Raw genomic sequence first — 13,669 nt, 5'->3', positions numbered from 1 at the left:
CGCCGCCGGGCGGGCCGCCGGGCCGCCGAGCGCGGAGGCCCCGCGGGGCGTCCGCCTGGTCAGGTCGACGGCGGGAGCCGGGAGCGTCGGGGGCTGCGCGGCAGTGCATGCGGGGGGCGCCGGGGCGGGCACGGCCGGGGCGGGGGCCTGAGCCGCGACCGGGGCCGGGGGTTGCGCCTGGGCGGGCGGGTGCGGTGCGAGCGCGGCGGCGGCCCAGCGGCCGGCCTGCAGGCCCCGGTGGTCGAACTGACGCTCCGGTTCCGGCCCGGCCGGGCGTCCGACGGTCGCGGCGACCGGCTGCCCGTCCGGGGCCCGGTCGTCCGCCTCCGCCGCCTCCGCTCCCGGCGCCTCCCGCTCGGGGGTCTCCTGGCGGACCGTCCGGATCGACACCCGGCCGGAGCGTCCCGAGCCGGTGGGCAGGGCGGACGGGTAGGAGACCGGGCGCCGCACCACCCGGTCGGCCAGTTCGTGCAGCAGGATGCCGTTGCGGTAGGCGAGTTCGCCGATCTCGGTGCGGTCGATGCCGCTCACCGCGAGGCCGGCGCCGCCGTCCCGCCGGACCTGGCCGCCCTGGGCGGCCAGCAGGTCGGCGAGGCGGGCCATCTGCGGGCCCCGGACCCGTACTTCGGGGTGCAGCCTGGTGCGGCGGAACTCGACCACCGGCTGATCGGCGGCCAGCCGGCCGGCGTCCAGGGTGACCACCCGGTCGGCGAGCGCGGCGGCCTCCTCGGGGGCGCGGGTGGTCGCCAGCACGGTGCCGCCCGAGAGCGCGAAGGAGCGCAGGAAGGCCCCGAACCACTCCTCGTTGCTCGGGGACAGGCCCTCGGTGGGAGCGTCCAGCAGCAGCGTGGAGGGGGTGCCGAGCAGGGCGGCGGCCAGCGCGAGGCGGCGGTGCATGCCGGGCGAGAAGGTGCCGATCCGGTGGTCGGCGACGGCGGCGAGCCGGGTCTGCTCCAGCAGGTCGTCGGCCCGGCGGGCCGGGACGCCGACCGTTCCGGCCAGCATCCGCAGGTGGGCCCGGGCCCGCTGGCCGGGGTGCCCGGCCTCCGGGCGGCCGGTGGGGAGCAGGACGCCGATCTCCCGCTCCGGGCGCCGGATCCGCCGGTACGTCCGGCCGTCGAACAGGGTGATGCCGTGACCCCGCTCCAGTTCCACCATCAGCCGGAGCGCGGTCGACTTGCCCGCCCCCTCGTCCCCGAGCAGCACGGTGACCATCCCCGGGCGGGCGTCGAAGGTCAGGTCCAGCAGCGCGGGGGGCCGTCCCCGCCGGTACGCCTTGGTCAGTCCGGTGATCTGGATCATCGCTGTCCGCTCCCTCGCCCGCCGACAGACCGGGGGTGTCCTTCTGGCCTGAGCCTGCACAGTAGGACGCGGAAGCGGTGAAACCAGGCATTACGGATGGGTCGTGGACGGCGTGGGGACCGACCTCACCCGTACAGGGGACAGCCCCGGCGCCGCGCTGACGCCTTCCTCACGAACCGTCACCACCCGTTGGCGGCAACGGACCCGGCCGCCCCGCCCGGAGCGGGTCTGGGCCGGACTCGGAAAGCCGGGCTCGGAAAGCCGGGCTCAGGACTCAGGGCTCGGGGCGCAGGGCTCGGGGCGCAACATCGGGGGGTTGAGGAGGGTGGCGCCGCCGGCGGTGAACAGCTGGGCGGGGCGGCCGCCCTGACGGGTCGTGGTGCCGCCGGAGGGCAGCAGGAAGCCCGGGGTGCCGGTCACCTTGCGGTGGAAGTTGCGCGGGTCGAGCACCACGCCCCACACCGCTTCGTAGACCCGGCGCAGCTCCCCGACGGTGAACTCGGGCGGGCAGAAGGCCGTGGCCAGCGAGGAGTACTCGATCTTGGACCTGGCGCGCTCCACCCCGTCCGCCAGGATCCGGCCGTGGTCGAACGCGAGCGGCACCCCGTCGCCCCGCTCCTCGCCGAGCAGTTCGCTCACCGGCGCCCACCGGGCGCTGCTGGCGTCGCCGCCCGCGCGGGGCGACGGCAGGTCCGGGGCGAGGACCAGGTGGGCGACGCTCACCACCCGCATCCGCGGGTCCCGCTGCGGGTGCCCGTAGGTGGCGAGCTGCTCCAGGTGGACCCCGGCGGGGGTCTGCCCGACCGGGAGGCTGCCCGGGAACGACTGCGCGCGCAGCCCGGTCTCCTCGGCCAACTCCCGGGAGGCCGCCTCGGCCAGGCCCTCGTCCAGCCGCACGAAGCCGCCCGGCAGTGCCCAGTACCCCTGGAACGGGGCCTCGCCGCGCTTCACCAGCAGGGCGCACAGCTCGTGGTCGCGCACCGTCAGCACCACGAGGTCAACCGTGACTGCGAACGGGGGGAAGGCCGACGGGTCATAACGCGACATGCGGCCGATCTTAGTCGTCTCTCTGACGATAATCACAGACCACAGCGCCTTTTCCCCTCCCGGCGGCCCCGCGCTGCGGCGGGGTGCTCAGCCGGCGGCGAGCTGCAGGAACGACGGCGCCTCCTCCACGACCGCGACGCCGATCCGGCTGACCCGGACCGAGAAGGGCTCGCCGGCCACCCGCAGGCCGGTCAGTTCCAGTGCGCCCAGGGGAGCGGTGCTCGCCGGGCGGGTGGCCACCCGCCCGGACGGGACGTCGGGGCGGACGCCCGCCAGCGAGAGCACCAGGTGGACGGCGGCGGCGGCGGAGACCGCGGCCGGGCGGCAGGCCGCCGGGTGCGGGACGGGCGGGCAGTCGGCGACCTTCTGCTCGCCGGCGTACATCTCCGGCAGACGGCCCTCGAAGTGCACGGACGCCTCCAGCAGGCCCTCCAGCAGTATTTCGGCCTCGCGCTCGAAGCCCGCGTCCACCAGGCCGCTGACCGCGAGCGCGGTCTCCTGGACCCGGACCGCGCCGCTGCGGTGGCCGAGCGGGTTGAAGCGGGGGGACTTCGCGCTCAGCGTGCGCAGGCCCCAGCCGCAGTCGAACTCCGGGGTGACCAGGCGCTGGGCCAGCACCCTGGTCTGCTCGCGGTCGAGCAGGCCCTCGTGCAGTTCGCCCTCGGCGGCCAGGCCCGGGTCGAAGAGGTGGACCAGGGTGGAGGCGACGGCCGGCACCGGACGGTCCGGGGCCAGCAGGGCGGCGGCCGGACGGCCGCCGGACAGGTCGTCGATCCAGAACTGCTCGCGGAAGCGTTCCCGCAGTTCGGCCGCCCAGGCTCGCCACTGCGCGGCTCCGGGCCGGTCGAAGGCGTCCAGCAGGTCGGCGCCCTGGAGGGCGGCCCGGTGGGCCTGGGCCTGGACCTCGCACCGGGCCGAACCGGGGCGCGCGGCGCGCTCCTCCGCCGGGCGGCCGAAGTCGGTGACGAACCCGACCGGGCCGTCCGACCCCTCCGGCACCACCGCCGCCCGCAGCGCGCCGAGCGACCGCTCGACCGCCGGGAGCAGTTCGGCGACCTCGGCCCGGGGCATGCCCCAGCGCCACGCCTCCGCCAGCACCGTGACGAACAGCAGGGTCGCCTCCGTCGCGGTGCAGCTGGCCGGCAGCTCGGGGCCGCCGTGCCGCAGCGGGCCGGGGACCACGCCGTCCATCGCCTGGGCCGCCGTCCCGGCCTCGCCGCCGGACGGGTTCGCCCCGCCCGGCGCACCGGGCGCCGCCCCGGCCGGGCCGCTGCCCTCCGGAGCCGACGGGGCGTCACCCGGGGCCGCGGCGGCGGCCGGTGGGCCTGCCTGGTGCTGGCGGCGGGCGACCGCCCGCAGCGTGCCGGCGGCGAGCCGGGTGCCGAGCGGCAGGGTCATCCGGGCCGCCCACAGCGCGTCGGCGGCGGTGAGGCCGAAGCGCCAGGGGGCGCCCGAGGCGGTGTAGAGGTCGGTCGGGCGGTCCGGGTCGGCGAGCAGCAGCCCGCCGAGCGAGTCCAAGGCTCGGGCGACCAGCCGGGCGGCCCGGCGGTCGTCGGCCCGGATCTCGGGCTCGGACCAGGGCAGCGGCACGCCGGGGCCGCGTCCGGTCGGCGGCCGGCCCGTCGAGGGCGTCTCCAGTTCGGTGCGCAGGTCGACCGACCAGCGGGCACCGGGCTGGATCTCCAGGTCCCAGCGCAGCACGCCCGCGCCGGCCAGCACGGCGTGCGGCGAGGGCCGCGCGCTGACGGTCGCCGCCCGGCCCTGGCCGACCCAGCGCAGGCCGGAGGACTGCACCTGGCCCGGCAGGTCGGCCGAGCGGCGGCCTGCGGCGATGTCGGTGAGCAGGCCGAGGTCGGTGCCGAGCGCGATCTCCAGCGGCAGCCGGGCCGGACGGGCACCCGTGTTGCGGACCGTGACCGTCTCCGCGCCGTCGGCGTGCCGCAGCCGCTCGACGGTCAGCGCCGGGTCCGGGTCGAGGTCGCCCGGCACCCGGACCGAGCCGACGAACCGGGCCGCCGCCGCGGACGTCAGGGTGCCCTGCAGCGGGAGCGGTTCCACCCCGCCCAGCCGCAGCTCCATCCGGGCCAGGGCGCGCACGCCGTGCCGGAAGAAGCCGTGCAGGCCCTGGCCCCGCAGCTGGCCGTCCGGCCCGGAGGCCGCCATGCCGGGGGCGTTGACGCACAGGACGTCGTGCGCGGCGGAGGGCTGCGGCCGCGGTGGCTGCGGCGCCTGACCGGCGGGCCGGGCCGGGCCGGCCCCGGGTGCGCCCGCCACCTGCTCCGACCTGACCCCCGGCGCGCCGCCGGGAGCCGGCGGGTGGTCGGCCCGCGGGGCCGGACCGCCGCGCCCCGCTACCGGTTGGCCCGGGGCGGGCCGCACCGCGGTGCCGTACGGCGGGGTGCCGCCCGGCCCGTACGGGGCGCCGCCGGCGGGCGTGCCGTAGGGCGGCGTGCCGGCCGGAGCCGGGTACGGGTGGGCGGCGCCCGACGGGGTGCCGTACGGCGGGGTGCCGGGTGCCGGAGTGCCGTACGGGGGCGTGCCGTGCGGCGGGGCGCCGGGAACCGCCGGGCCCGCCCCGGGCGTCCCGGGGACGGGACCCGCGGGCGTGCCGTACGGGGGCGTGGCCTGGCGGGGCGGTGGAGGGCCGGCCGGGCGGGCGGGCGGCGCGGGGGTGTCCCCCTGGGCCCGCGGGCCGGTGGGCGGCAGCGGTTGGGGCGCTGCGTGGGGTGGCCTTGGGTCGGTCACCGGGCTCTCCTCCCCCCGACCGGCCGAGGGCTGCGGGCTCGGTCGGCCGCGAGCGTGCTCGATCGCGGACTGTGCTGCTCTGCCGCCGGAACACGCGGCTCTGACTCTGGTCGGACCGCACCTCCGGGGCCCCGCCCCGGCCGGGGCGGCGTCCCGGTCCGGGCTCCGGGGCCGACCGGGGACCGGCCGCACCGGGTCGAGCGACGCGTGGCCGGTGCCCCACGCGGTCGGCCCGGCCGTGGTCGGACCGGGAGTGCCGGTTCGGGTGGCGGCGTTCTGCAGAGTGAACGCCCCACACCTGCCCCAGGTCACGCCCGTGCGGCGGACGTCCGGTCGGAGGCGGCCGCGAGCCGATGGTCGTTCGGTGCTCCGCGGCCGACACCCGGGGCGCCCGCTGTGTCGTGGTGCCGTTCGGGGTTCTCCGCACGCGGCGGACGCCCCCCGGCGGCTCCTGTCCGACGCCAGGATACGGTGCGAGGACGGCGACGGACGCACCGGCGACCCCGGTGTCCGGCGTCGCGACCAGCCTGTGACCAGCTCGCACCTAGGAGTTGCATGTCCTCCCTCAGCCGCCTCCCCGGGATCGTCACCACCGACCACGTCTTCCGGGTGCCGCTGGACCACGGCGCCCCCGGCGGCGAGACGATCGAGGTCTACGCCCGCGAGGTGGTGGCCGCCGGACGCGAGCACGACGAACTGCCGTGGCTGGTGTACCTGCAGGGCGGCCCCGGCGGGAAGGCCAACCGGCCGACGGGCCGGGACGGCTGGCTGGACCGGGCGCTGGACGACTACCGGGTGCTGCTGCTGGACCAGCGGGGCACCGGCCGCTCCACCCCCGCCAACCGCCAGACCCTGGCCCGGCGCGGCGACGCCCGGCAGCAGGCCGAGTACCTGGCGCACTTCCGGGCCGACTCGATCGTCCGGGACGCCGAACTGATCCGCCGCCAGCTGCTCGGCACTGACGGCCGGTGGAGCCTGCTGGGGCAGAGCTTCGGCGGCTTCTGCACCCTGACCTACCTCTCGCTGGCCCCGGAGCACCTGCGCGAGGCGTTCGTCACCGGCGGGCTGGCCGGGCTGCGCCGCTCGGCGGACGAGGTCTACCGGGCGGCCTACCCGCGCGTCGCCCGCAAGAACGCCGGGCACTACGCGCGCTTCCCCCAGGACGTGGCGGCGGTACGGCGAATCGCGGCGCACCTGGTCGAGGAGCCCGCGACCCTCCCCGACGGCGGGACGCTGACCGTGCGGGCGTTCCAGGCGCTGGGCATCCTGCTGGGCGGCGGTTCCGGTTCCGGCGTCCTGCACTACCTGCTGGAGGAAGCCTGGGTGGAGGGGGCGGACGGGCCGGAGCTGTCCGACACCTTCCTGGCCGGGGTGCAGTCGCACCTGTCCTTCGCGCAGAACCCGCTCTACGCCGTCCTGCACGAGTCGATCTACGGGCAGCGCTCGGTCGACCCCGGGGCCACCGACTGGTCCGCGGAGCGGGTGCGCGCGGAGTTCCCCGAGTTCGACGCCGCGGCGGCGCTGGCCGGGGACGGACCGGTGCTGCTCACCGGCGAGATGATCCACCCCTGGATGTTCGAGACCGACCCGGCGCTGCGCCCGCTGCGCGGGGCGGCGCAACTGCTGGCGGAGCGCACCGACTGGCCCGACCTGTACGACCTGTCGCGCCTGGCGGCGAACGAGGTGCCGGTGTACGCGGCGGTGTACCACGACGACATGTACGTGGACACGGCGCACTCGCTGGAGACCGCGGACGCGGTGGCCCGGACCCGGGTCTGGGTCACCAACGAGTGGGAGCACGACGGGGTGCGGACCAGCGGCCGGACGGTGCTGGACCGGCTGATCCGGATGGCGCGCGGCGAGGTCTAGCCGGACGCCGCGCCACCACTGCACGGGGGTGCGCATGTCAGTCTCCGATCGCGTGTCGGCTTCGGCGCGTCCGGACCTGCCGGACGCGGGGGACCGCCGGGAGGGCCCGCTGGGGGCGCGGGCGCTGCCCCCGCTCGGACCGGCCGGCCGCGGGCGACGGGCCGTCGGCCTGCCCGGCCTGCGCGGGCGGATCGGGCGGGGCGGGCCTCCGGTCGCCACCCGGGGCGGGCCCGTCCGGAGCGGACTCCGGAGCGGGTTCCGAACCGGCTGCGGGGCGGTCGGCCGGGGCGGTGCCGCCGTCGGCGGCCGCTCCCCCGTTCCTCCCTCCGCCGCCGTCTCCCCCGGTGGGAGCCGCCGGGCGCACCGGGTGGTCGGCGGGGGTGGTCGGGGGCGGGGGTTCCGGCAGGACCGGGGGCTGCCCGGCCCGCAGCCTGGCGGCGCGCTCGCGGCGGATCACCTGGAGCAGGGCGTCCGGGGAGATGCCGCAGTTCAGTGATTCGTAGAAGAGCTGGGCCAGGGTGTAGTCCGGCTCCAGTTCGAGCGCCCTGGCCAGCACGACCCGGGCCGTCGCGGAGTCGTCGGCCAGCCAGGACGTCCAGGCCAGCAGGGTCATCGGCGGGGCGGCGAGGTGTTCGAACGGGTCGACGCAGCGTTGGATCAGGAACCGCCACAGCCGTTGGGCGGCGGCGAGTTCGTCCGGTTCGGCGTACTCGGCGGCGCGGTCGCGGCCGAGCTTGTCCTGCATGCCGATCAGCAGTCTGGCGGTGCGGGCGGCGTCCAACTCGCGGGCTCCGGCGCGGAACTCCGCCATCGCCCCGGCGAGCAGTTCCGCGGTGCGCTCGACCGAGGCGGCCCGGCCGCCGGGGCCGGCCAGCTCGCGGACGAAGGGCGGCCCGGCGTCCTCCAGGGCCCGGCGCTGCGTCTCGGAGCCCGGCGGGCCGATCGGGGCCAGCCCGGCCACGATCGCCTTGCGGCTGCCCCGCGGGGCGAGCCCGGCGAAGGTGGCCGCCGCGGCGAGCGGGCTCGGCTGGTGGGCCGCCCGGACCGGGGTGCCGTCCGGCGGACAGCAGTCGGCCCCGGTGCACAGGAAGGACCACCAGCGGCCGGCCGAGACGCACAGCGACTCCTTGACGGCCACCTGCTCGTTGCGGAAGGCCCGGGCGAGCGCGGCGGCCAGCGGGCGCAGGCCCGTCAGCACGCCGTGCCCGCCTCCGGGCGTGCGGGCCGGGCCGGCCGGGTCCCGGCACAGGTAGAGCAGGACTTGGACGGGGCGGCGGTCCCGCTGTTCGGACAGCTCGATCAGCAGCCGGGCGGACTCCTCCGCGGTGCGCTCCCACTCGGCCGGGTCCTCCGGGATGTCGATCCGGATCACGCCGCCCTGGTCGAGCGCGGTGCCCTGCAGGCCCACCGCGACGATGCTGTCGTCGGGGAAGAAGCCCAGCAGGTAGGGGAGCATCTCCGCCATGTCGGCGGGGCCGCGCAGCCGGACCGGGAGGTGGCCGGGGTGCGGGGCGGGGGTGGTGGTGCGGTCGTCTGCGGTCATGGCGGAAGCTTGGACCGGATCGCGCCCGGCTGGGGAGAATTCGTCCGACCCTGTGGATAAATCAGGGGGTTCAGCATCTCCTCCCCCGAATGGCCCAGTTTTCACCGGCTTCATGACGATTCAGCGGCATATAAAACGATGGACGCCACTCTGTCCACAGGCCGCCATTCGCGGTCCGTCCGTGCCGCACGGTATCCATGACCCCATGCAGACGCGCGAGCCCCACCCGACCACCCCCGCCGACCGCGACGCCGTCCGGACCGCCGCGGAAGCCGTGCTGCGCGACCTCGCCGGCCCCGGCGCGGTCCTGCGCGAGGACCAGTGGAAGGCCATCGAGGCCCTGGTGGTGGACGGCCGCCGGGCCCTGGTCGTCCAACGGACCGGCTGGGGCAAGTCCGCGGTCTACTTCATCGCCACGGCGCTGCTGCGCGGCCGCGGCGCCGGGCCGACGGTGATCGTCTCCCCGCTGCTCGCCCTGATGCGCAACCAGGTCGACTCGGCCGCCCGGGCGGGCATCCGCGCCCGGACGATCAACTCGGCCAACCCCGAGGAGTGGTCGGAGATCCAGCAGGAGGTCGCCGACGGCCTGGTCGACGTCCTGCTGGTCAGCCCGGAGCGGCTGAACAACCCGGACTTCCGCGACCACGTACTACCCAAGCTCGCCGCCTCCACCGGCCTGCTGGTGGTGGACGAGGCGCACTGCATCTCCGACTGGGGGCACGACTTCCGGCCCGACTACCGGCGGCTGCGCACCATGCTCGCCGAACTCTCCCCCGGCGTCCCGGTGCTGGCCACCACGGCGACCGCCAACGCCCGGGTCACCGCGGACGTCGCGGAGCAGCTCGGCACCGGCGCGGGCGACGAACAGGCCCTGGTGCTGCGCGGGCCGCTGGACCGGGAGAGCCTCAGCCTGGCCGTGCTGCCGCTGCCCGACCCGGCGCACCGGCTGGCCTGGCTCGCCGACCACCTGCCCGACCTGCCCGGCTCCGGCATCGTGTACACCCTCACGGTGGCCGCCGCCGAGGAGGTCACCGAGTTCCTGCGCGGGCGCGGGTACCCGGTCGCCTCCTACTCGGGGCGGACCGAGGACGCGGAGCGCCGCGAGGCCGAGTCCGCGCTGTTGGAGAACCGGGTCAAGGCGCTGGTCGCCACCTCCGCGCTCGGCATGGGCTTCGACAAGCCGGACCTCGGCTTCGTGGTGCACCTCGGCTCGCCCAGCTCGCCGATCGCCTACTACCAGCAGGTCGGCCGGGCCGGCCGCGGCGTGGACCGGGCCGAGGTCCTGCTGCTGCCGGGCCGGGAGGACGAGGCGATCTGGCGGTACTTCGCCTCGGTCGGATTCCCCGCCGAGGAGCAGGTCCGCCGCACGCTGGACGCGCTGTCCGGGGCGGGCCGCCCGCTCTCCACCGCGGCCCTGGAGACCTCGGTGGACCTGCGCCGAACCCGGCTGGAGACCATGCTCAAGGTGCTCGACGTGGACGGCGCGGTCCGCCGGGTGCGCGGCGGCTGGGAGGCCACCGGCGAGCCGTGGCTGTACGACGCCGCCCGGTACGCCAAGGTCGCCCGGGCCCGGGAGGCCGAGCAGCAGGCGATGCGGGACTACGTGGCCACCGAGGGCTGCCGGATGGAGTTCCTGCGCCGTCAGCTCGACGACCCCGAGGCGGCCCCGTGCGGCCGCTGCGACCGCTGCTCCCCGCCCCGGCACACCGCCGGGGTCTCCGCCGGGGCGCTGGACGCGGCCCGGGCCGCGCTCGGCCGCCCCGGCGTCTCCTTCGAGACCAGGCGGATGTGGCCCACCGGCATGGAGTCCCTGGGCGTCCCGCTCAAGGGCCGGATCCCCGCCGCCCAGCAGGCCGAGCCGGGGCGCGCGCTGGGCCGGCTGTCCGACATCGGCTGGGGCAGCCGCCTGCGCTCGCTGCTGGACGAACGCTCCCCGGACGGGCCGCTGCCGCGCGAGGTGCTGGACGCGATGGTCGGGGTGGTCGCGGACTGGGCCAAGGGCCCCGGCGGCTGGGCCGCTCCGGCCGACCAGGACGGGCAGCGGCTCGCCCGCCCGGTCGGGGTGGTCGCGCTCGACTCCTCCACCCGGCCCCGACTGGTGTCCGACCTGGCCGGCGGCCTGGCCTCGATCGGCCGGATGCCGCTGCTCGGACGGATCGAGTACGCCACCGGGGAGCCGCCGCACGGCCCGCGCAGCAACAGCGCCCAACGGCTGCGCTCGGTCGCCGGGGCGCTCGCCCTCCCGCCCGGCCTGGCCGAGGCACTGGCCGCCGCGCCCGGCCCGGTCCTCCTGGTCGACGACCTGGTGGACTCGGGCTGGACGCTGACGGTCGCCGCCCGCCTGCTCCGCCAGGCCGGAGCCACTGCCGTGCTCCCGCTCGTCCTCGCCGTCCGGGGATGAGACCGGCCCCTGAACGTCCCGGCCGCTGACGTCCAACTCCGAGCGTCCGGCTCCGAACGTCCGGCTCCGAGCGTCCGACGCCCAGCGCGCGGCGGCGGGCGGCGGCAGGCGGCGAGCGGCGGTGGGCGGGCGGGCGGGCGGTGGCCGGAAACCCGTGCTGCGTCGGCGGCCCGGCCGGGCGGCGCGTACGGGCGCGGGGCGGGCGTACACCGGAACGTTTCAGGCCGTACACCCTCCGCTCACCGCCCGGTCAGCCGAATGGCCGCATCGAGAGTGTGGAACATATCCGGCAGAGGCGGGGATTTCGGGCCGCGTTCGTCATTTCATCATTGCCGCTCGGACTGCTCTCCACCGAGAATTGGAAGGCATCCAGTGCCCGGTCCGTCGGACCCGGCCTTCGGCGTACGCTCGCGCGCTCCAGGGGGCGCGGGCGCGGGAAGGAGGATCGTGATCAACGGCATCGACCGAGGTCCTTCCCGATGCGACGGCCACCGGAGCATCACCCTGCCGGAGTGGAAGAGCCACGACGTGCCCCTGCTGCGGGCGCCCCGCGAGTTCGTCACCGAACTGCACCGGCGGCACCTCCCGCAGCCGGACACCACGGTGGTCGCGGTGCTGAACGCCGAGCACCGGGTGGTGGCGTCCGCCTCGTTCGGCGTCCGGCCGCAGTTCAGCGACGGGTGGGACCACCGCAACGCGCTGCTCGGCCATCTGCGGCGCGTCACTCCGCACGACCTGAAGCGCCGGAACCCCAGCCGCACCGCGGTCCTGCTGCGCTGCCGCGAGGGCGGCCCGGACTGGACCGAGCAGGACGGCGCCTGGATGTGGGCGCTGCGCGCCGCCGCCGAACTGCACGGGCTGCGCTGCGGCTCCTACCTGACGCTCACCCCGGCGGGCTGGCAGTCGCTCGGCGACGGCCGGCGCGGGCGCAACCCGCACTCCGGCTCGTGGACGCTCGGTCCGATCCACACCGTCACCGAACTGCCGCCGCGCGTCCCGCGCGGTGCGCCGGAGGCGCCGGAGGCCCGGCAGCCGGTCGCCCCGGTCACCTCGCTGAACGCGGTCCGCGCGCTGGAGGGCACCCACGACGACCGGACCGTCCGCCGCACCGCCGCCCGCTGACCGGGCCGCCGGCCCCGGAACGCACCGGCCCCGGACGCACCGGATCCGCCCGCGGCGCCGAAGGGCACCACGGGCGGACGGCCCGCCGCTCGGGCGGAACGGGAGGACGGACGGGGGTCAGGCGAACAGCGGGGTGACGGTGTCCGTCCCGCCGCAGACCACCAGGAGCTTCGCGGCCCGCTCCAGCGCCGTGGCCGCCGCGGCGGCCACCCGCTCCGAGCGGTCCTCGTTGACCACCAGGACCACCACGTCCCGGCGGAGCGGGCGCGTCGTGGCGGCGTCGGCGTAGAACACGTCGCCGCCGTCGGTGAGCTGCGCCCAGTAGCGCTCCTCGCCGAAGCTGAGCTCGTGCTCCTGCCAGGGGTGCGCCTGGCCGACCGTCAGGACCAGCACGTCGCCGGGGCGGCGGCCGGACTCCAGCAGGGTGTCGACCGCCTCGTCGGCGCGGTCGAGCGCCTCGGCTGCGGCGGCGGGCAGGAGTTGGACTTCCGGTCGGCCGGGGCGCGGCGCGGGGCCGGGCGTGGGTCGGGCCGGGGGCCGCGGGCCGGGGACCGGACGGTCGGCACGGGGCGGAGTGGGGCGCGGCGGGCCGGGGCGGGGGCCCGGGACCGGAGCGGCGACGGCGGTGGAGGAAGGCATACGGGGGGCAGGTGCGTCCGACTTGTGGGGAAGGGGAACGCCGGGGCCCGGGATCGTCTCGTGAATCTCCGGCTCCTCGGGGAAGACAGGCATACCCGGATTCCTATCAAACGCCGGTCGGATGCGCACGGGCGCCCCACCCCTTGGGAGTGCGGCATGCCGTGCGCACGGCGGCGGTGACGCCCCGGTGACCGGTGGACGAATGCTGACGAACCGTCAGCAAGCGGGGCCGGGAGGCCCGTCCGAGGCGCGTGCAGGGGGGTTCGCGCCCTCAGCGAACACTCAGGAAAGTGGCCGGGAAACCGGGTCTCAGAAGCCCAGCGAGAGCTGCTCGCCGGTGTCGGCGGCGGTGCGCTGCCGCTTGAGGTGGCTCCAGCGCGGCAGCGCGTCCAGGTAGGACCAGGACAGCCGGTGGTGCTCGGTGGGGCCGAGTTCCTCCAGGGCGGCGCGGTGCGTCGGCGACGGGTACCCGGCGTTCTCCGCGAAGGCGAACGCCGGGTGGTCCGCGCCGAGTTCGGCCATCAGCGCGTCCCGGCGGACCTTGGCCAGCACCGAGGCGGCGGACACGCAGACGCAGGACTGGTCGCCCTTGATCACGGTGCGGACCTTCCAGGGACCGCCCAGGTAGTCGTGCTTGCCGTCCAGGATCACCGCGTCGGGCCGCACCGGCAGTTCCTCCAGGGCGCGCAGGGCGGCCAGCCGGAGCGCGGCGGTCATCCCCAGTTCGTCGCACTCGCGGGCCGAGGCGGAGCCGATCGCGTACGCCGTCACCCAGCCCTCCAGGACCGGGGCGAGCGCGTCGCGGCGCCGCACGGTGAGCAGCTTGGAGTCGGTCAGCCCCTCCGGCGGGCGGCGCAGCCCGGTGACGGCGGCACCGACCATGACCGGCCCGGCCCAGGCGCCCCGGCCGACCTCGTCCAGCCCGGCCACCACGCGGGCGCCGGACTGGTGCAGGGAGCGCTCCACCGCGTGGGTCGGGGGGTCGTACGGCATCGGGTCTT

9 protein-coding genes are annotated in these 13,669 nt (G+C 77.0%); 3 read left to right on the top strand and 6 right to left on the bottom strand.

The genetic code is table 11. The features are described 5' to 3' along the window. The 3 genes from ACWEO5_RS22570 to ACWEO5_RS22560 all read right to left on the bottom strand — a co-directional run. Window positions 1-1,302 (bottom strand): ATP-binding cassette domain-containing protein (locus ACWEO5_RS22570; RefSeq protein ID WP_452164087.1); only part of this gene is annotated, 1,302 nt, incomplete at its 3' end. A 267-nt stretch (window positions 1,303-1,569) separates the two neighbouring features. Beyond that, on the bottom strand, window positions 1,570-2,349 hold the full coding sequence (locus ACWEO5_RS22565) for an NUDIX hydrolase (RefSeq protein WP_452164086.1): 780 nt from the start codon (window positions 2,347-2,349) through the stop codon (window positions 1,570-1,572). Between the two features lie 87 nt (window positions 2,350-2,436). Continuing rightward, window positions 2,437-4,623 carry an amylo-alpha-1,6-glucosidase gene (locus ACWEO5_RS22560; protein WP_452164085.1) on the bottom strand — a complete coding sequence of 729 codons (2,187 nt, stop codon included), beginning with the start codon at window positions 4,621-4,623 and terminating at the stop codon, window positions 2,437-2,439. Window positions 4,624-5,649: 1,026 nt separating this feature from the next. Between ACWEO5_RS22560 and ACWEO5_RS22555 the strand changes: the two genes are divergently transcribed. Continuing rightward, window positions 5,650-6,963 carry an alpha/beta fold hydrolase gene (locus ACWEO5_RS22555; protein WP_452164083.1) on the top strand — a complete coding sequence of 438 codons (1,314 nt, stop codon included), beginning with the start codon at window positions 5,650-5,652 and terminating at the stop codon, window positions 6,961-6,963. Window positions 6,964-7,000: 37 nt separating this feature from the next. Here ACWEO5_RS22555 and ACWEO5_RS22550 read toward each other — a convergent pair whose 3' ends face one another. Further along, window positions 7,001-8,506: a DUF4192 domain-containing protein gene (locus tag ACWEO5_RS22550; protein ID WP_452164082.1), complete on the bottom strand. Its 1,506-nt coding sequence runs from the start codon at window positions 8,504-8,506 to the stop codon at window positions 7,001-7,003. A 205-nt stretch (window positions 8,507-8,711) separates the two neighbouring features. Between ACWEO5_RS22550 and ACWEO5_RS22545 the strand changes: the two genes are divergently transcribed. Together ACWEO5_RS22545 and ACWEO5_RS22540 are read left to right on the top strand one after the other, a co-directional pair. Continuing rightward, window positions 8,712-10,907, top strand: a complete 2,196-nt coding sequence (locus tag ACWEO5_RS22545; protein WP_452164081.1) for a DEAD/DEAH box helicase — start codon at window positions 8,712-8,714, stop codon at window positions 10,905-10,907. Between the two features lie 447 nt (window positions 10,908-11,354). Further along, window positions 11,355-12,029 (top strand): hypothetical protein, encoded by a 675-nt coding sequence (locus ACWEO5_RS22540; protein ID WP_380274773.1) that lies wholly within the window; start codon window positions 11,355-11,357, stop codon window positions 12,027-12,029. Window positions 12,030-12,146: 117 nt separating this feature from the next. On the opposite strand, the gene ACWEO5_RS22535 is transcribed toward ACWEO5_RS22540, so the two are convergent. Then, window positions 12,147-12,668: a hypothetical protein gene (locus ACWEO5_RS22535; protein ID WP_344552633.1), complete on the bottom strand. Its 522-nt coding sequence runs from the start codon at window positions 12,666-12,668 to the stop codon at window positions 12,147-12,149. Between the two features lie 309 nt (window positions 12,669-12,977). Then, complete coding sequence (locus tag ACWEO5_RS22530) at window positions 12,978-13,661, bottom strand: ribonuclease HII (protein ID WP_344552636.1); 684 nt, start codon at window positions 13,659-13,661, stop codon at window positions 12,978-12,980. Window positions 13,662-13,669 lie beyond the last annotated feature (8 nt).

The organism is Kitasatospora sp. NPDC004272, from assembly GCF_053603035.1.
This window is presented reverse-complemented; position numbering and strand designations above follow the sequence as displayed.